This window comes from Variovorax sp. J31P179 (assembly GCF_030316985.1).
Classification (GTDB): Bacteria; Pseudomonadota; Gammaproteobacteria; order Burkholderiales; family Burkholderiaceae_C; genus Variovorax; species Variovorax ginsengisoli_B.
The window spans coordinates 1-19,155 of record NZ_JASZYL010000022.1 but is presented as its reverse complement, the minus strand read 5'-3'; the positions used below and the strand labels follow the sequence as shown (position 1 = coordinate 19,155).

Below are 19,155 nucleotides of genomic sequence, written 5' to 3'. Positions count from 1 at the left end.
CGACGCCCTCGGCACGCGCCCCGGAAATCTCAAGCCCGAAAGCAGTGGACCGCTGACATGGACCAAACCCTCTGCTGCGACGCCCAACGACGCATCGACGTCGCGAACTCGACCACGCTCAACGGCATCGACTTCGTGGAGGTCGTGGACGTGGGCGCGCAGTTCCAGCAGGGCCTGCGCGTGCACTTCCTGCGCGCTCCCGCGCCCGCGGGCATCACGGCGGCCAACGTGCGCATCAGCGGCGGCGAGCGCTTCACCGGCATCGTGGTCGACCGGCCGCCCACCTACGACAACAACGTGCTGGTGCTGCACGTCGACCAGCCCGGCGACTTCTCGACCTACACGCTGCAGCTCGTGCAACCGGACGGCAGCGGCCTGCCGATGACGGGCATGGACCCGGTGCTGGCGTCGGCGCAGTTCTCGTTCAAGGTGGATTGCCCATCGCCCTTCGATTGCCAGTCGTCGACTGCCTGCGCGCCCGCCGTGGCCACGGTGCCGGAGCTCAACTACCTGGCGAAGGACTACGCGGGCTTTCGCCAGCTCATGCTCGACCGCCTCGCCACGCAGGTGCCCGGCTGGCAGGAGAGCCACGTGGCGGACCTCGGCGTCGCGCTGGTCGAGATGCTGGCCTACGTCGGCGACTACCTGAGCTACCAGCAGGACGCCGTGGCGACCGAGGCCTACCTGGGCACGGCACGGCTGCGGACCTCGGTGCGCCGCCATGCGCGGCTGGTCGACTACTTCATGCAGGAAGGCTGCAGCGCCCGCGCCTGGGTGCAGGTGCAGGTGCAGGTGCAGGCCGACAACGTGGCGCTGCCGGCGCACACGCCGGTCCTCGGCGGCAAGGCCGGCGCTGCGCCGGTGGTCGCCAGGGCCGGCTACGCCGCCGCGCTGGCGGGTCTTCCGGTCGTGTTCGAGACGGCCCAGGCCGCGACGCTGTTCCAGGCCCATCAGCAGATCGGCTTCCACACCTGGGGCGACCGGCGCTGCGCGCTGCCCCGGGGCGCGACGCGGGCAACCCTGCGCGGCCGCTTCCCGAACCTGAAGCCGGGCGACGTGCTGGTGTTCGAGGAAGTGCTCGGGCCCGAGACCGGCCTGGCCGCGGACGCGGACCCGACCCACCGCCAGGCGGTGCGGCTCGTCAGCGTCTCGGTCGACGATGCCAAGGGCCAGCCGCTGCAGGACCCGCTGTACAAGCAGCCCGTCACGCAGATCGCATGGGCCGCCGGCGACGCGCTGGCCTTTCCACTTTGCCTCTCGGCCCGCATCGCGAAGGACAACACGGAGAGCGACGTGAGCGACATCAGCGTCGCCCGCGGCAACATCGTGATGGCCGACCATGGCCAGCGTCTCGCGGCGGCCGAGGCCATCGGCGAGGTGCCCGCGCCGACCCTGTTCCGCGCGCCGGCGGCGAGCGGCGCGATGTGCAGCGCCGCCCGTCGCGAGCCGGTGCCGCCGCGCTTCAGGCCGCGGCTGGCGCGGTCGCCGCTCACCTGGGCCGTGCCCTTCGATCCCACCGATCTCGCCGCCTCGGCCGCGGCGCTGCAGCAGCCCGATGCAGCACGCGCCGCGCCGGCGATTCAGCTCGCCGGCCAGCTCGAAGGCCTGTCGGTCGACTGGTTCGCGCAGCAGGACCTGCTCGGCAGCCATGCGGACGATCCGCACTTCGTCGTCGAGCCCGACGACGCGGGCGTGGGGTGGCTTCGCTTCGGCGACGGCAGCCACGGCCGCCGTCCCGCGTCCGGCACGACGTTCAGCGCGAGCTACCGCGTCGGCACCGGCAGCGCCGGCAATGTCGGCGCCGGCACGCTGGTGCGCATCGTGACCGACGACCCGGCCATCGTCGGCGTTCGCCAGCCGCTGCCGGCAAGCGGCGGCAGCGAGCCGGAGAGCATCGCCTCGGTGCGCGCCAACGCGCCGTATGCGCTGCGCACGCAGCAGCGCGCGGTCACGACCGACGACTACGCCCGCCTGGCCGCGCAGCTGCCCGGCGTGCAGAGCGCGGCCGCCACGATGCGCTGGACCGGCAGCTGGCGCAGCGTCTTCGTCACCGTCGACCCCTTCGGCGGCGGCGCACTGGATGCGGCGTCGCAGGCCCGGCTCGCGCAGTCGCTCGACAGCCTGCGCATGGCCGGACACGACCTGGAGATCGAGGCCCCGATCGCCGTGCCGCTCGACATCGCGATGGAGGTCCGCGTGCGGCCCGACTACTTCCGCGCCGAGGTCGCGCAGGCCCTGTCGGAAGTCTTCAACAGCCGGGTGCGGCCGGACGGGCGGCTCGGGCTCTTCCACCCCGACAACTTCCGGATCGGGCAGGACGTGTATTCGAGTCCGCTCTATGCGGCGGCGATGGCCATCGACGGCGTCGAATCGGTGCAGATCACGACCTTCCAGCGGCGCGGCGAGCCGGGCCGCGCGGCACTGGACGCCGGCGTGCTGCCGATCGGGCGGCTCGAGGTGGCCCGGCTGGACAACAACCCGGACTTTCCGGAGCGTGGCGTGTTCAGCTTCGCGGTGAGGGGAGGCAAATGACCACCGAGCTCGACGCTTGCGGCGCCTGCGCCGGCACGTCGCCGCAGACGCCCGCGCCGGTGGCCAACCGCGCCGGCCTGTCGGCGATCGGCTACCGGGTCGGAACGCAGCCGCTGTTCAAGGAGAGCATGCAGGCGCGCCTGGGCACCCTGCCCGAGTTGCGCACGCGCGACCCCGGCGATTTCACGCTCGGCCTGATCGACGCCTGGGCCAGCGTCGCCGACGTGCTCAGCTTCTACCAGGAGCGCATCGCCAACGAATCCTTCCTGCGCACCGCCACCGAGCGGCGATCGCTCGCGGGCCTGTCGGAACTGGTCGGCTATGTGCCTCAGCCCGGCGTGGCCGCGAGCACCTGGCTCGCCTTCACGCTGATGCAGGCGCCCGGCGCGGCGCCGACGGCGGTCGAGGTTCCGGCGGGCACGCGGGTGCAGAGCATTCCCCTGCCCGGCGGCCTGCCGCAGACCTTCGAGACCCTCGAGGCCGTCCCGGCCAGGGTCGAATGGAATGCGTTCCGCCCCAGCCTCAGCCTGGCCCAGACGGTGGACGCCGACACGACGGAAGTCCTGTTGAGCGGCGTGTCGACGGGGCTCAAGCCCGGCGACAGCGTGGTCGTCGCACCCAGCGACGCGGGCAGCCGCCCGGTGCTGCGCACGGTGGCTGGCGTGACGCCGATGGCGGCCGAGCAGCAGACCCGCGTGACGCTGCGACCGGCGATCTCGGGGGCCCAGGTGCCGGCACCGGCGCCACCTCCGCCGCGCCCGCGGCGCCCGCGGATCGCCTTCGAATCGCTGCGGGCCGACACCGTGCCGCTGCACATCACGGCCACCTTCGCCGCGCCGCGCAACTGGTCCTTCGTCACGCAGCAGGCGCTGTCGGCGCATGTGCCCTTCGTCGCGCGCGCCGACGACCTGAAGGTCTTCGGCTGGCGCTTCGGGCTCAAGCTCAGGCACTTGTTCCGGACCCTCGCGGCCTGGTCGCCGCCGGTCGCACCGAGCATCTACGCGCTGCGTACGAAAGCTTCGCTCTTCGGCTACAACGCACCCGACCCGCGCAGCCTGCCGGCCGCCATCTCGGGCCAGTATTCGGACGAGTACGTGGCGGGCGGCGACTGGGTGCCGCCCGCCGACGTGCTCGACCCGCTGCTCGACGCCAGCTATCCGCGCATTGCACCGGGCGGCGATGCGGCCCCCAGCTTCGCCGCGCTGAGATGGAGCGATGCCCAGGGCGACCACTGGGTGGTCGCCAACGTCGACGGCGTGGCCGAGCACGGCATCGCCAAATACACGATGACCGGCAAGGTGACCCAACTCCGGCTGTCCGTGGTCGGCCAGAGCGACAGCGGGCCGGTGTCGATCGCCTACCCGAGCTTCAGCAGCTACCGCGGCGCCACCCTGCAGGCCGAGAGCGAGGCCCTGCCCCTGGCCCGCCTGCCGAACGAGGACCCGCTGCCCGCCGACAGCCAGATCGACCTCGACACCTGGGTCGACGGCCTCCATGCCGGCCAGCGGCTGATCGTCAGCGGCGAGCTCGCCGATGCCCCCGGCAACCTGGCGAGCGAGATGGTGCAGATCCAGTCGGTGGCGCACGCCATCGGCGCCGACGGCGGCACCAGCCTGACCCTGGTCAGCGCGCTGACCCAGGCCTATGTGCGCAAGACCGTCACGATCAATGGCAACGTGGCAGCCGCCACGCACGGCAGCGCGGTGAGCGAGGTGCTCGGCAGCGGCAATGCCGCCGTGCCATCGCAGCGCTTCACCTTGCGGCAGTCGCCGCTCACCCATGTCAGCGCGGCGACGCCCAGCGGCGTGGCATCGACCCTGGCACTGCGCGTGAACGGCGTGCAGTGGCGCGAGGTCCACGACTTCTTCGGCAGCGGGCCCCGCGACCGCGTCTATGTCGCCCGCCTCGACGACGACGGCAGCACCGTCGTCGGCTTCGGCGACGGCAGCCACGGCGCGCGGCCTCCGACCGGCACCGAGAACATCGTGGCCAGCTACCGCAAGGGCATCGGCGCGGTCGGCAATGTCGGCGCCGGCCAGCTCACGCTGCTGCAGACGCGCCCTCTCGGCGTGCAGGGCGTCACCAACCCCACGCCCGCCACCGGCGGCGCCGACGCCGAGACCGCGGACGACATCCGCGCCAACGCCGCGCTCGGCCTGAGCACGCTCGGGCGCATCGTCTCGCTGCAGGACTACGAGGACTTCGCCCGCGCCTTCGGCGGCATCGCCAAGGCGCGCGCCACCTGGACCTGGTTCGGACAGACCCGCGGCGTCTTCCTCACGGTCGCCGGCATCGACGGTGCCGACGTGGAATCGGGGGGCGCGGTCTTCGGCCACCTGCTCTCGGCGATCGGCGATGCGGCCGAGCCGAACGTGCCGGTCAGGCTCAGCAGCTACCGGCGCGGCGCCTTCACCTTCAGCGCCAACCTGATGATCGATCCGGCCCGCGACATGGACGCCGTGCTGGCCGCCGCGCAGCAGGCGGCGCGCGATGCGTTCTCGTTCGCGCGCCGCGGCTTCGGACAGGCGGTGGCGCGCAGCGAGGTCATCGCGCTGCTGCAGGGCGTGCCGGGCGTGGTGGCGGTGCAGGTGAGCGCGCTCCGGCGCACCGACACGGCCCTCTTCGTGCCGGCGGCGCGCCTGGCCGTGCTGCGCGAGAACGCGCAGATCGATGCGGCGCTGCCCCAGGTCGGCTCCGACGCGAGTGTCCTGGCGGCCGAATTGCTGACGCTGGACCCGAGGCCGCTGGACCTGGTCGCAACCTGGGCGGAGGCACCTCCATGACACTCGACGGCGCCGCCCTCCTCCAGCTGCTGCCCGCGATCTACCGGCTGCGCGACGCCGACCAGGGCGGGGCGCTGGCGCGCCTGCTCGACGTGCTGGCGGAACAGGTGCAGGTGCTGCAGGAAGACCTGGCGCAGCTCTACGACGACCAGTTCATCGAGACCTGCGCCGACTGGGTCGTGCCCTACATCGGCGACCTGATCGGCTACCGGCAACTCAACGGCGTGGCCGCCACCGTCAGCAGCCCGCGCGCCGAGGTGGCCAACACCATCAACCTGCGGCGCGGCAAGGGCACCGTCACCGTGCTCGAGCGGCTGGCCCGCGACGTCACGGGCTGGGATGCGCATGTCGTCGAATACTTCCTCGGGCTGGCGGCCACGCAGTGCGTGAAGCACGTCCGGCCGGGCGCCGGCGGCACGGTCGACCTGCGCGGCCAGCCCCTGCTCGAACGGATCGGCTCGCCTTTCGACGGCGCGGCGCACGGGGTCGAGGTGCGCGGGCTCGGCTGCGGCGGCCGCTGGAACCTGCCGAACGTCGGCATCCACCTGTGGACCCAGCGCAGCGTCGGCTTGTCGCAGGCCACGGCCTTCGCGCGCGACAACCTGCGCTTCTTCTTCGATCCGCTCGGCGCCGACACGCAGCTCTTCAACCGCCCGCAGCCGCTGCCAGCCGATGCGCCGCTGGCCCGCGAATCGAACCTGCCGGTGGCCATCAGCCGCCGCGCGCTGGCTTCCGGCATGGCGGACTTCCACGGACCGGACGCGTCGCTCTTCATCGCCGGCCTGCCCGCCGGCACGACCTTGCTGGCGGCCGATCTGTCGGACCTCGATGCCGCCGGCACCCAGTGGGCGCACGTGCCGGCCGCGGGCAGCGTGCTGATCGATCCGCAGCGCGGCCGCATCGCCTTCGCCGCCGCGCCATCCAGGCCGCTGGCGGTATGGTTCCATCGCGCCACCGAGGCGGACCTCGGCGGCGGCGAATACGAGCGCTTGTCGACGCTCTCGCTCGGCCTCCAACCGGTGGTCGAGGTCCAGGCCGCGAACGGCAGCGTGCAGGCCGCGTTCGGCGCCGTCAGCACGGGGGGCGCGGCGCAGTTCCCGAGCAGCGCGACCTGGGCCGAGACGCCGTCGGTCGCGCTGGCGGCCGACGCGGTCGTCGAACTGCGTGCCGCCGACCAGACGCGGCCGGTCCTGCAGCTGGCGGGCGAACTGAAGATCAGCGGCGCGGCCGGCTCCGAGCTGACGCTCAACGGGCTGGTCATCAGCGGCGCGGCGCTGCACCTGGCGGCCACCGCCAACGGACAGGGCCCGAACACGCTGCGGCTGGTGCACTGCACGCTGGTGCCGGGGTCGACGCTGAAGAGCGACGGCAGCGCCGCCCAGCCCGGCGCGCCCAGCCTGATCGTCGAGACGAAGGGCACGCGGGTCGAGCTCGACCATTGCGTGGTCGGCGCGCTGCGCATCGCCGCCGAGTGCCAGGTGAGCCTGAGCCACTGCATCGTCGACGCCGGGGATCCGGCCTCGGTGGCCTTCGCGGCGGTCGACGGCAACGCGGCGGGCGGCGCACTGCAGGCGACCGACTGCACGCTGGTCGGCCGCGTCCACAGCGCGATGATCGGGGCGGCCTCGAACTGCATCTTCCACGCCCGCGCCAGCCTTGCGGGCGGCGCTGCCCCGCCCTGGCCGGCGCCGGTCTGGTCCGAGCGGCGGCAGGAGGGCTGCCTGCGCTTCTCCTACCTGCCGCTCGATTCGATCGTGCCGCGCCGCTACCGCTGCCAGCCGGCGACAGCAGCGGACGCCAGCCGCGTCGTGCCGCTCTTCGATTCGCTGCGCTACGGCGACCCGTCCTACTGCCAACTGGCCCGGCGCTCGGCGATCGAGATCCGCACCGGCGCCGAAGACGGCGCCGAAATGGGCGTCCACCACGAACAGATGGCCCAGCAGCGCGAGAGCAACCTGCGCCTGCGCCTGGCGGAGTACCTGCGCGTCGGACTCGACGGCGGCCTGCTCTTCGCCGACTGAGCCTCCGAGGGAGAAACGACATGACAGCCGACTTCAGCCGAAACACCTTCGATCCGCGCAAGCACTACAGCGACGTGCTGCTTCAGCAGGGACGGGTGCAACTCGATGCCGACTGGAACGAGCAGCAGTCGATCAACGCCCATCGGCGCGAGCGCCTCGGCATCGATGTCGTCGGCCCGAGCGGCGCGCCGCAGGACGACCCGGGCTTCGGCCTGGCCCTCACCGCCGACGGCAGCGACCTGACGATCGCCTCGGGCCGCTACTACGTCGACGGGATCGCCTGCGATGCCGAGCCGGGCCAGCGCCTGGCCTTCAGCAGCAGCGGCGACAACAAGGCGCTGGTGGCCCTGCCGCGCGCCGATCTGGCCGACTTCCGCGCCGGCCAGTGGGTGCTTCTGAACGTCACGGCGGACGCGTCGCAGATGCTGCGCATCACCGCCGTGGCGGCCGCGGACGGCGGCTTCACGCTGACCCTGGCGGGGGCCGTCACCCGGCCGCCGACGCCGGCCAGCGGCAGCTTCAACGGCGTGCTGCGCCGGATCACGACCTACCTGACGCAGCCTGATTTTCCGAATCCCGACTTCGCCAGCGCCGCGGCCGGCGCAAACCCGGCCACCCTGGCGCTGCCCAAGGGCCTGTACGTGGCCTACCTCGACGTCTGGCAGCGCCTGGTCACCGCGCTCGACGATCCGGACATCCGCGAGAGCGCGCTCGGCGGCCCCGACACGGCCGTGCGCACCAGGACCATCCGCCAGCTGAAGCTGCTCGCGGTCACGCCGCCCGCCACCGATGCGCCGGCCTGCGGCACGGCCTTCCCCGAGTGGGATGCGCTGACCGGCGGCTCCAGTGGCGCGCTGTCCGCCCGCGCGGCACCGTCGCTGGGACAGAGCGGACCTTGCCTGATCCCGCCCGGCGGGGGCTACCGCGGACTCGACAACCAGCTCTACCGGGTCGAGATCCACGACGCCGGCACCGACGGCAGCGCGACCTTCAAATGGTCGCGCGACAACGGCAGCGTGGTCACGCGCATCCGGGGCTTCAACGGCAGCACGCTGACGGTCGACAGCACCGGACCCGACGACGCGCTGGGACTGGCGAACGGCCAGTGGGTCGAGATCATCGGCGCCGCCGACGAACTGCACGGCCGGCCCGGGCAGCTGATCCAGATCGCCACCGTGCAGCCCGCCACCTCGACCGTGAGCTTCGCCGCGTCGCCGACGCCGATCGATGCGTCGCTGAATCCGAAGATGCGCCGCTGGGACGGTGCCGCGACCGTCGTACCGGCGGGCGGCGGCGGCTGGCTGGACCTGGAGCTCGGCGTGCAGGTGCAGTTCACGGCCGGCCAGTACGCGACCGGCGACCACTGGCTCGTTCCCGCCCGCTCGGGCGCCACGGCCAGCGTCGAGTGGCACCATGCGGCCCCCCAGCCACCGGCCGGCATCGTGCATCACTTCGCCCGCATCGGGCTGCTGCGCTGGGCCGGCGCCCCGGCCGGCAGCCTGCTCACGGACTGCCGGCGCACCTTTGCGCCGCTGACCGACATCCCGCCGGCGCTCCACGTCACCGGCATCAGCTGGCAGAACGACGACGTCCTGCAGCTGTCGCAGTTCGTCGCCGGCCTGTCGATCTCGATGGACGGGGCGCCGATCGGGCAATACACGGTCAACCTCGACCCGGGAACGGGCACGCCGGTGCCGACGAACGTGGCGCTGATGACGGTTTCCGACAATTCGATGGTCGTCACCGTCGAAATTCCGACACCGGTACCGAACCAGCCCGCCAACGCCCAGCCCGCGCTGACGATGCCCGTGCCGGTGGTGCTGCCCGGCAACCCGATCAGCTGGCAGGCGAAATCGAACACGCTGCTGTGGGTGCCCAGCCCGGCGGCCCAGAGCGTGGTCAATGCACTGAGCGGCGGGCAGGCGCGCGTGCGCGTGCGGATGAAGGGCAATTTCATCTGGGGCGACCTCGGGCAGGAGCGGCTCTATCTCGACGGCGAGGTCCGCGGCCAGCCCGGGCTGAGCGCATCGCGCACCAACAGCCTGCGCACCGACCTGGCCTTTCCCTCGGGCTGCGGGCGCCGCTACAGCGACTTCGAGAGCTGGTTCACCCTCCAGCTCGCCGCCACGCCGGTCTCGCTGCGCAGCTTCGGCCTGAACGCGGCGGTGCTGCTCGGCGACGGCGCGCTGACCGGCCAGGTGGTGCTCGCGAGCGTCGCGCAGTCGGCGGTCACGGTGACGCTGTCGGCCAGCAGCGCGCCGGCGATCCCGGTCGTGCTGAACGGCGGCAACCCGCTCACGATCCCGGCCGGGCAGACCAGCGCGAGCTTCCCGATCACGGTCTCGGCGCCGCCGTCGAGCAGCGTGGTCAACGTGACGGCCAGCGTGCCCGCAATTCCCAATTCGCAGTTGACGACCACGCTCACCACCAACTTCACCGTGGTGGTCCTGGCGGTCGGCGTGTCGCCGCCGACGGCGCTGCTGCTCGCCGGCACCTCGCAGCAGTTCACGGCCAGCGTCGGCAGCAGCGGGGTCGCGATCCCTGGGGGTGTCGACACCGGCGTGAGCTGGAGCTGCAGCGGCGGCTCCGTCAGCGCCTCGGGCAACTACGTCGCACCCGGCGCGGCCGGCGTGTTCGCCGTGGTCGCGACCAGCGTCGCCGACCCGCGGCGCAGCGCCCAGGCCACGGTGACCGTGCGCGTCAAGGGCAAGGACAAGGACAAGGACAAGGAGGCCGCCGCCGACAAGACCGTGCGCCTCGACAAGGCGGTGCTGGCCGAGAAGGTCAGCGACGTGGTGGTGCGCCCGGCGGTGGTGAGCCCGGTGATCGCCAGCCCGGCGGTGATCTCTTCGCCGGTGATCCTGCAGCGCTCGTTCATCGCGCCCGCCCAGCGGCCGGAGGTCGGGCCGCCGCCGGCCGCGCCGGAGCCGCCAGCCCCCCCTGCGCCGCCCAAGGCATCCGGCAAGACCAAGGGCAAGAGCAAGAAAGGTGGCTGATCGGCCGCTGCTCGTGCTCGCCGACGAACGGGATCTCGCGGCGCGGGCTTTCGTCGCCCACCATCGCTCGGAGGGCGCGCGCCTGTTGATACCGTCGGATCTCTCGCGCCCCGGCTGGTGCCTTCGCGTCGGCGATCCGGGCGCCTCGGTCGCCGTGGCGGAAGACGGCGCCATCGCCGCATCGACGCTGCGCGGCGTGATCACACGGCTCGCCGCCATCGCGCCCGCGCAGCTGCCGCACGTGGCCGAGGCCGATCGCGACTACGTGGCCAGCGAGATGAGCGCTTTTCTCGGGGCCTGGCTGTCGGCGCTGGCATGCCCGGTAATGAACCGCCCTTTCGTTCCCTCCCTCTCGGGGCCGGTGTGGCGCCGGGAGCAGTGGGTCCGGCTGGCGCTCGGCCTCGACATTCCGGTCGCGCCGGTCCGGCTCGCGCTGCGGCCCGGGTCGCCGATGCCGGCGCCGCCGCCTCCGGGCGAGGCCTGCGTTCGCCTCGACGTCATCGGCCGGGCGGTCATCGGCCACGGGCATCCGCGGCTGCGCGCGCATGCCCGGCGGCTGGCCGATGGCGCCGGCATGGCGCTGCTCGGCGTGTTCTTCGATGCGGACGACGGCCATGCGCGCTTCGTCGGCGCCGACCGCTGGCCCGACCTGTCCGACCGATCGATCGGCGACGCCGTGATGGAGAGCCTGTCATGAGCCTCCGCCCGTCCCGGCCCGTGCTGCTGTGGGGCTCGCCGCTGGACCTGCCCATCGCCGCCGTCTGCACCGCGCTGAGCCGTCTCGGTACGCCGATGTTCCTGGTCGACCAGACGCGCGCCGGCGAGACTTCCATCGAGATCGACATCGAGATCGATGGCGTCCTCGGCGGCTGGATCCAGGTCGGCGACCAGCGCTGCGCGCTGGACCTCGTCCGCTCGGTCTATGCGCGGCCCCAGGACGCGGCCCGCGCGGTCGACGAGGCGCTGGCCTGCTGGCTCGAACTGACGCCGGCGCTGGTCGTCAATCGACTGTCCGCGATGGGATCGAACAGTTCCAAGCCCTACCAGTCGGCGTTGATCGCGAAGGCCGGTTTCGCGGTGCCCGACACGCTCGTGACCAACGACCCCGATGCGCTGCGCGCCTTCTGGCGGCGCCACGGCAGCATCGTCTACAAGTCCAGCAGCGGTGTTCGCAGCATCGTCTCGCGCCTGGCGGCGGACGATGCCGACCGGCTGGCCCGGCTCGCCACCTGCCCGACCCAGTTCCAGGAATACGTGCCGGGCACCGACTACCGCGTGCATGTGATCGGCGACGAGATCCACGGCCACGCGATCGACTCCGAAGCCGATGACTATCGCTATGCGGAGTCAGGCGTTCGACTGCAGCCCTGGCGGGTGCCCGACGAACTCCGGCCCCGGGTGCGCAGACTGGCGGCATCGCTGGGGCTGGTCATGGCCGGGATCGACCTGCGCCGCAGCGCAGAAGGCGACTGGATCTGCTTCGAGGTCAACCCGTCGCCCGGATTCACCTTCTACGATGCCGAGGACGACGAGCCGATCGCGCGCGCCACGGCGCGGCTGCTGACCAAGGGCTGACACGCCACATCCGGTTGCGCAAAGTCATCGCGGCTTTACGGTTCCTTCATCAAATTGCCGCATCGCCGCGCCAATATGCTGGATGCAGAGAAAGGAAGCAGACACATGGCAACCTTCGCATCGTGGCCTGACGACCGCACACCCGAATCCCCCGAAGCCACCGCCGAGACGGCGATCCCTGCGCTGGTGGCGCAGGTCTACGAATCAGCCCCCGCGGAAGAGCGCTGCCGCCTGGTCGAGACGCTGCTGCGCCCCCTGGGCGTGCTGTCGCTGGTGGCTATCGCCAATGGCATCTTCGCCAAGATCCGGTTCCGCAACGCCGGCCAGGATCCGGGCGTGCGCATCGACGATCTTCAGAACGTCGGCGCCGCCGACATGGTGGCGCTGGTCCACCACGCGCAGCAGGTCAGCGTCGAGACCGTCGACAGCCTGGTGCAGCAGCTCACCACCTCGGGCGCACTGGCGGGTTCTGCGGCCGCGGCCCTGCTGATCGGGCTGCTGGTGCAGCGTGCACGGTCCCGGCGCGGCGCGCAGGCCCGGGCCGACGACGGGTCCCTGGACCGTTCCTGAGCGAGCCGCCGGACGCTGTCACCAAGTGCCCGGCAGAAGCACACCGGTATCGACATCGCCGACGTCGGTGCGCCCGCAGAAAGCCATCGTGAGGTCGAGTTCGGTGTGGATGATCTGGAGCGCGCGGCTGACGCCCGCTTCGCCCAGTGCGCCCAGGCCATAGAGCATCGGCCGCCCGATGTAGGTGCCCTTGGCACCCAGCGCCACGGCCTTGAGCACGTCCTGGCCCGAGCGAATGCCGCCGTCCATGTGAACCTCGATGCGGTCGCCCACGGCCTCCACGATGGCAGGCAGCGCACGGATGGACGACTGCGCGCCATCGAGCTGCCGGCCGCCGTGGTTGGAGACGATGAGCGCGTCGGCGCCGGCGGCCACCGCATGCCGCGCGTCTTCGACATCCTGGATGCCCTTGAGCACGAGCTTGCGCTTCCACAGCCGGCGGATCCAGTCGACGTCGTCCCAGTCGAGGGTCGGGTCGTATTGTGCGAAGGTCCAGGCCGACACGGACGCCATGTCCTCGACCCCCTTCACGTGGCCGAGGATGTTGCCGAAGCCATGCCGCCGGGTGCCGAGCATGCCCAGGGCCCAGCGCGGCTTGCTCGCCATGTCGATCAGGTTGCGCAGCGTGAGCCGCGGAGGTGCCGAGAGACCGTTCTTGAGATCCTTGTGGCGCTGTCCGCTGATCTGCAGGTCGAGCGTGAGCACCAGGGCCGAGCAGTTCGCGTCGTGCGCCCGGCGGATCAGGCGCTCGACGAACCCGCGATCGCGCATGACATAGAGCTGGAACCAGAACGGGTGGCCGCCGGTGGCCTCGGCGACGTCTTCGATCGAGCAGATGCTCACCGTGGACAGCGTGAACGGCACGCCGAAGGCCTTCGCCGCGCGCGCCGCCAGTATTTCGCCGTCCGCGCGCTGCATGCCGGTCAGGCCGGTCGGGGCGATGGCGACCGGCATCGCGGCCTCCTGGCCCAGCATGGTGGTGCGGGTGCTGCGATGCGCGAGATTCACCGCCACCCGCTGGCGCAACAGGATCCGCTGGAAGTCGCGCTCGTTGGCGCGGTAGGTGCTCTCGGTCCATGACCCGCCGTCGACGTAGTCATAGAACATCCGGGGCACCCGCTTCCGCGCCAGCACGCGCAGGTCTTCGATGCAGGTGATCGCGTTCATGTCGTGTTCAGCATAGCCGACCGCCGCTTCAACGCACCAGGAACTGCGAAATCCTGAGGTGGCGGCCTACACGGGCAGCCATCCGGACGACGCGGCCAGCTTCAGCTGCGAGCAGTCGGTCAGAACCGCGCCGCCGAATAGGGCGCGGGGTCGACCAGCGGCGGACTGCCCTCGATCATCTCGGCCAGCAGCCGGCCGCTCACCGGCCCCAGCGTGAAGCCCTGGTGCGCATGGCCGAAGTTGAACCACAGGCCCGGATGGTTCGGCGCCGGCCCGATCACCGGCTTCATGTCGACCGTGCAGGGCCGATTGCCCATCCAAGGCTCGGGCTCGACCGGCTGCGGCAGATCGAGCAGTTCTCGGGCCGCGGCTTCCGCCTTGTCGAGTTGAACCGGCGTGGCCGGCGCGCCGATGCGCGCGAACTCGGCGCCGGTGGTGATCCGCATGCCCTGCGCCATCGGCGCCAGCACCAGGCCGCGCTCCGCATCCAGCAACGGCAACCGCAGCCCGGGGCCGCCTCGGTAGTGGCGGTGATAGCCGCGCTTGACGAACAGCGGCAGGTGGTAGCCGAGCGGCGCGATGAGCGGGTCGGCCCAGGGCCCGAGCGCCACCACCGCGTGGCGCGCGGCCAGCGGCCCGGCCGCCGTCTGCACCTGCCAGCCGCCGCCCACCGGGCGCAAGCCACGGGCGTCGGCCTCGACCACCTGCCCGCCGAGTTCGGCGAAGCGCCGGGCGTAGCGCGCCACCAGCGCGCCCGGATCGTTGACCGACCATGGATCGAGCCAATGCAGCGCACCCGCCATGGGCCGGCGCAAGCCCGGCTCGGCGCGCGCCAGCGCGGCGCTGTCGAGCAGCGCATGCCGCACGCCGTAGCGCCGCGCCAGGTCGGCGGCGCGCGCCACGGCCTGCTCCATCGCCGCCGGCGTGCGAAAAGCGAAGTGGTAGCCCTCCTTGCGCACCAGATCGCCGGCGCCGGATTCGTCCATCAGGGCCTGGTGCTCCGTCAGGCAGTGTTCGATCAGCCGGCTGTACGCCTGGGCGATCGGTGCGTAGCGGGCCGGTGCCGAGGCGTGCCAGTAGCGGGCCAGGCGCGGCAGCACCGCCGGCAGCGCGCTGAAGTGGTAGTTGACGTCGATGCCGCGCTTGAACGCGACATCGAACACACTCGCCCACTCGCGCGGAAAGGCATAGGGCTCCACCGCCTCGCGCTGGATGATCCCGGCATTGCCGTAGGAGGTCTCGCGGCCGGGCGGGCGCCGGTCGACCAGGGCCACCGAGTGCCCGCGCCGCGCGAGTTGCAGCGCCGTGCAGGTGCCGACCATGCCGGCACCCAGGACCAGGACATCGCACGCCATCTGCGCCGCGCCCTTCAGTCGGGCCGGGCCGCGGTGACCGTGACTTCGAGCCGCGCGCCGGGCGCCAGCAGGCTCGCGACCACCGTCGTGCGCACCGGCAGCGGGTCGCGGAAGTGCTGGCGGTACTCGGCGTTGAAGGCGGCGAAGTCAGCGCCGTCGACCAGGTGCACGGCCACCTGCACCACGTCGTCCAGCCCCAGGCCCACCGTGGCGAGCGTGGCGCCGATGCGCCGCAGCACCAGCGCGGTCTGCGCCGCGATGCCCTCCGGGATGCGACCGTCGTCGGCAAAGGGCATCTCGCCCGACAGGAAGACCAGGCCCCTGGCCTGGCGAAGCTTGGAGAACGGAAGTGCGGATGCTGTCATGGGGCGGCTTTGAAATGCGGTCGATTATGGGTGGCTGGGAATATGCAGGCGTGGCAATCTGTTGAACGATGCATTGCGAAAATCACAATGCGCAAAGCGCTTCATCCCTCCCGGTGCAGCACCTCTCTGAGGTGGTCGAGAAAGGCCCGGCATGACCCCGGCAAGGTACGCCCCGCCATCGTCTGGACCTCGAAATGGCGCTCGTTCATCTCGCGGTCGCGCAGCGGGACGCCGACCACCAGGCCGGCCTTCAGCCGGGTGCGCAGCGCCGCTTCGCCGCTGAGCGCGATGCCGCCGCCGGCGGCGGCGAAGGCGATCATGGCGTCGAGCCGGTTGCTCAGGAAGACCGGCTCGCACTGCAGGCCCTGCCGGCTGCAGCTGATGTCGAACAGCTGGCGCAAGGTGGAATACGGGCCGGGCAGCGCCATCGGGTAGCCGACCAGCTGCGACAGCGCCAGCTGGCGCCGCGACGCGAGCGGGTGGTCCTTCGCCATGATCGCCAGGATCGGCGAGGGGTGGCGCAGCTCGACGTTGATGTGGCGCTCGGAACTGGTGCTGAGCGTGACACCGATGTCGACATCGCCGTCGCGCACCAGCTGCGGGATCTCGGCTTGCATGCGGACATCGAGCGCGAAGCGGATGCCGGCGTAGTCGCGCTGGAAATCGGCGATCAGGTTCGGCAGGAACTCGGACGCGAAGCCCTCGGTGCTGGCCACCCGCACCTGCCCCGTCTGCAGCCCGCGCAGCGCCAGGATGTCGTCGGTGACGCGCTCGATGTCCTGCCAGGCGCGCTTGGCGTGCGCGGCCAGCAGTTCGCCTGCTGCATTGGGCACCATGCCGCGCGCCCGGCGTTCGAACAGCAGCGTGTCGAGTTCGCTCTCCAGCCGCGCGATGTGCCGGCTGACCGCCGACGGCGCCACGTTCAGCCGCTCGGCGGCCGCCGTGACCGAGCCGGTGCGCACCACCTCGAGGAAATGGCGCAAGGAGCTTTCCTGCAACACGCGCTGACTGATGTTCCTGGACACGGGATGACCCTGATGAAGATTGCCATTATCGCAATGAAAGGTTTCTAACATTGATATTGCTGGAGGGCATTCGCCTTTCTACGATGAGGCTTCGCTGCCCCTCCCGCCCCATCGCCCCCACCCAGCCATGCACCTCCAACACCTGCGCGCCCTCGGCATCGCCGCCCTTTGCACACTCGGTCTGCACGCCCCCCACGCGATGGCGCAGGACGCCTGGCCGTCGCGGCCGATCACGATGGTGGTGCCGTTCCCGCCGGGTGGCGGCGGCGACGCCCAGGGCCGCCTGCTGGCCCTGAAGCTGGCCGAAAAGCTGGGCCAGAACGTGATCGTCGACAACCGCCCCGGGGCCGGCACCGCCATCGGCGCCGCCTACGTCGCCAACGCCAAGGCCGACGGCTACACGCTGCTGATGAGCTCGGCCTCCACCTTCACGCTGAACCCGGCGATCCGCAAGACGCTGCCCTACGACCCGGTCAAGAGCTTCGAGCCGATCGGCATCGTGAGCCGGGTCGGGCTCGTGATGCTGGCCAACCCGAACGTGCCCGTGAACAACCTGAAGGAGCTGGTGGCGGCCGCCAAGGCCGCCCCCGACAAGTACGCCTATGCCTCCTTCGGTGCCGGCACCAGCTCGCACTTCGCGGCCGAGATGGCGCTGCAGGCGATGGGCATCCGCCTGGTCCACGTGCCCTACAAGGGCAGCGGCCCGGCCATGACCGACCTGATCGGCGGGCAGGTGCCCTTCTCCTTCGACACCGTGACCGCCGCGCTGCCGCAGATCAAGGCCGGCAAGGTCAAGGCGATCGCGGTCACGACGGCCAGGCGTTCGGCGCTGATGCCGGGCGTGCCGACCTTTGCCGAGTCGGGCTTCCCGTCGGCCGTGCTCGACAGCTGGGGCATGGTGGTCGCGCCGCGCGGCCTGCCGCCGGAGGTGCATGCCCGGCTCGAGAAGGCGCTGGCCGAGACGGTGGCCGATCCGGCGGTGCGCAAGGGCTTCGCCGAGCAGGGTGTCGAGCCCGGCTTCATCGGCTCGGCCCAGGCCGCCGCCCAGCTCGAGGCCGAGCTGCCGCTGATGCGTGCCGTCGCCGTGCGCGCCAACATCCAGCCGGAGTGATCCGATGAGCGAAGGAACCCGACCCGTCGCGCTGGTCGAGCACTCGGCCGTCGCCCTGCGGCAGATGATCGCCACCCGGGAGATCTCGCCGGTCGAGCTGCTGGCGGCCTGCATCGAACGCATCGAAACCGTCAACCCCTTCGTCAACGCCGTCACCGCGACCTGCTTCGAGCGCGCCCGCGACGAGGCCCGCGCCGCCGAGCGGGCGGTGCTGAGAGGCGAGCCTCTCGGCCTGCTGCACGGACTGCCGCTCGGCGTCAAGGACCTGGAGCCCACGGCCGGCCTGCTGACCACCTTCGGCTCGCCGGCCTTTCGCGGCCACGTGCCGACCCAGGACATCGAACTGGTGGCCCGCCTGCGCCGCGCCGGTGCCATCGTCGCCGGCAAGACCAACGTGCCCGAGATGGGCGCCGGCGCCAATTCGCGCAACCCCGTGTGGGGCGCCACCGGCAATCCCTTCGACCCCCGCCTCAATGCCGGTGGCTCCTCGGGCGGCTCGGCCGCCGCGCTGGCCTGCGACATGCTGCCCGTGTGCACCGGCTCCGACACCGGCGGCTCGCTGCGGATCCCGGCATCGAAGTGCGGCGTGGTGGGCTTCCGCCCCTCGCCCGGTGTGGTGCCGAGCGTGCGCAAGCTGCTGGGCTGGACGCCGATCTCGGTCGTCGGCCCCATGGGGCGCAGCGTCGGGGATGCCTGCCTGCAGCTGGCCGCGACGGCCGGCATGCATGCAGGCGACCCGCTCAGCTATCCGCTCGACCCGCTCGCGTTCCTGCAGCCGCGGGCCGCCGAGCTGGGCCGCCTGCGGGTCGCCTGGACCACCGACTTCGGCAGCTGCGACGTCGACCCGGAGATCCGTGCCACCTTCGCCAGCCGGATCGCGGCGATGCGGCACCTGTTCGCCCGCTGCGACGAGGTGCGCTTCGAGCTCGGCGACGTCCACCGCTGCTTCGACGTGCTGCGCGCCGAAGCCTTCGTCGCCGGCATGCGCGAGGCCTACGAGAAGGACCCTGCGAGCCTGGGCGAGAACCCGCGCGCCAACTACGAGATGGGCGCCGGCATGAGCCTGCTCGACAGCGCCTGGGCGCAGGCCGAGCAGACCCGCATCCTGCAGCGCTTCCAGGCCACCTTCGCCGACTACGACCTGGTGCTGGCGCCGACCACGCCGGTCTCGCCCTTCCCATGGACGCAATCCCACGCCCAGGTGATCGACGGCAAGGCGCAGTCCAACTACTACCGGTGGCTGGCCCTCACCTACGTCACCACGCTGACCACCCACCCCGCGCTGACGCTGCCCTGCGGCACCGATGCCAGGGGCATGCCCTTCGGGCTGCAGGTGGTCGGGCCGTTCCGCGGCGACCTGCAGGTGCTCTCGGCCGCGCTGGCGCTGGAGCAGGCCTTCGCCGCCGACCCGGTGCTGCGCCGACCGCGCCCGGACCTCACCGCGCTGCGGATGACGGAGCCGGCGCTGGACTCGATCGTCACCGCGCCGCCGCCGGCGAACTGGCGCGAGCCCGGCTTTGCCGGCGGCGGTGCCACCTCGGTGGTCTGAAATGAAACGTCCTCACTTAAGTCGGAGTGACCTGCACGGCGTAGCCGATTTGCTGAAGTCGTCGGATGAGGCGGTTGGCAGTTTTGTGAGCGTCGGCGCGGTCGAA

The 19,155-nt window shown here is 71.8% G+C and carries 13 protein-coding genes; 9 read left to right on the top strand and 4 right to left on the bottom strand.

What is annotated here, in order from left to right:
* The first annotated feature begins 57 nt into the window (after positions 1-57).
* The 7 genes from QTI17_RS32460 to QTI17_RS32430 all read left to right on the top strand — a co-directional run bounded on the left by QTI17_RS32460 (position 58) and on the right by QTI17_RS32430 (position 12,477).
* A complete protein-coding gene (locus QTI17_RS32460; RefSeq protein ID WP_286538076.1) occupies positions 58-2,532 on the top strand; it encodes a putative baseplate assembly protein in 2,475 nt (824 codons plus the stop codon).
* Complete coding sequence (locus QTI17_RS32455) at positions 2,529-5,315, top strand: putative baseplate assembly protein (RefSeq protein WP_286538075.1); 2,787 nt, start codon at positions 2,529-2,531, stop codon at positions 5,313-5,315. The genes QTI17_RS32460 and QTI17_RS32455 overlap by 4 nt, the downstream gene beginning before the upstream one ends.
* Positions 5,312-7,336, top strand: coding sequence for a hypothetical protein (locus QTI17_RS32450; protein ID WP_286538074.1), 2,025 nt, complete (start codon positions 5,312-5,314; stop codon positions 7,334-7,336). Before QTI17_RS32455 ends, QTI17_RS32450 begins: the two co-directional genes overlap by 4 nt.
* A gap of 20 nt (positions 7,337-7,356) precedes the next feature.
* Positions 7,357-10,332, top strand: a complete 2,976-nt coding sequence (locus QTI17_RS32445) for a DUF6519 domain-containing protein (RefSeq protein WP_286538072.1) — start codon at positions 7,357-7,359, stop codon at positions 10,330-10,332.
* Entirely contained in the window at positions 10,325-11,029 is a 705-nt protein-coding gene (locus tag QTI17_RS32440; protein ID WP_286538070.1) for a hypothetical protein, read from the top strand. Before QTI17_RS32445 ends, QTI17_RS32440 begins: the two co-directional genes overlap by 8 nt.
* Positions 11,026-11,907 (top strand): MvdC/MvdD family ATP grasp protein, encoded by an 882-nt coding sequence (locus QTI17_RS32435; protein WP_286538069.1) that lies wholly within the window; start codon positions 11,026-11,028, stop codon positions 11,905-11,907. Before QTI17_RS32440 ends, QTI17_RS32435 begins: the two co-directional genes overlap by 4 nt.
* 105 nt (positions 11,908-12,012) lie before the next feature.
* Positions 12,013-12,477, top strand: coding sequence for a hypothetical protein (locus QTI17_RS32430; RefSeq protein WP_286538068.1), 465 nt, complete (start codon positions 12,013-12,015; stop codon positions 12,475-12,477).
* Positions 12,478-12,495: 18 nt separating this feature from the next.
* On the opposite strand, the gene QTI17_RS32425 is transcribed toward QTI17_RS32430, so the two are convergent.
* The 4 genes from QTI17_RS32425 to QTI17_RS32410 form a co-directional block, all read right to left on the bottom strand.
* Positions 12,496-13,644 carry an alpha-hydroxy acid oxidase gene (locus QTI17_RS32425; RefSeq protein ID WP_286538066.1) on the bottom strand — a complete coding sequence of 383 codons (1,149 nt, stop codon included), beginning with the start codon at positions 13,642-13,644 and terminating at the stop codon, positions 12,496-12,498.
* Between the two features lie 119 nt (positions 13,645-13,763).
* Positions 13,764-14,999 carry an NAD(P)/FAD-dependent oxidoreductase gene (locus tag QTI17_RS32420; protein ID WP_286538064.1) on the bottom strand — a complete coding sequence of 412 codons (1,236 nt, stop codon included), beginning with the start codon at positions 14,997-14,999 and terminating at the stop codon, positions 13,764-13,766.
* 14 nt (positions 15,000-15,013) lie between these two features.
* Positions 15,014-15,364, bottom strand: a complete 351-nt coding sequence (locus QTI17_RS32415; protein WP_286538061.1) for a RidA family protein — start codon at positions 15,362-15,364, stop codon at positions 15,014-15,016.
* Positions 15,365-15,465: 101 nt separating this feature from the next.
* A complete protein-coding gene (locus tag QTI17_RS32410) occupies positions 15,466-16,377 on the bottom strand; it encodes a LysR family transcriptional regulator (protein WP_286538162.1) in 912 nt (303 codons plus the stop codon).
* Positions 16,378-16,516: 139 nt separating this feature from the next.
* Here QTI17_RS32410 and QTI17_RS32405 point away from each other — a divergent pair, with 139 nt between their 5' ends.
* Complete coding sequence (locus tag QTI17_RS32405) at positions 16,517-17,500, top strand: Bug family tripartite tricarboxylate transporter substrate binding protein (protein ID WP_503011156.1); 984 nt, start codon at positions 16,517-16,519, stop codon at positions 17,498-17,500.
* Positions 17,501-17,504: 4 nt separating this feature from the next.
* The gene (locus tag QTI17_RS32400; RefSeq protein WP_286538060.1) at positions 17,505-19,049 is read left to right on the top strand and encodes an amidase; all 1,545 of its coding nucleotides are present in this window, start codon (positions 17,505-17,507) and stop codon (positions 19,047-19,049) included.
* The last annotated feature ends 106 nt before the right edge of the window (positions 19,050-19,155 follow it).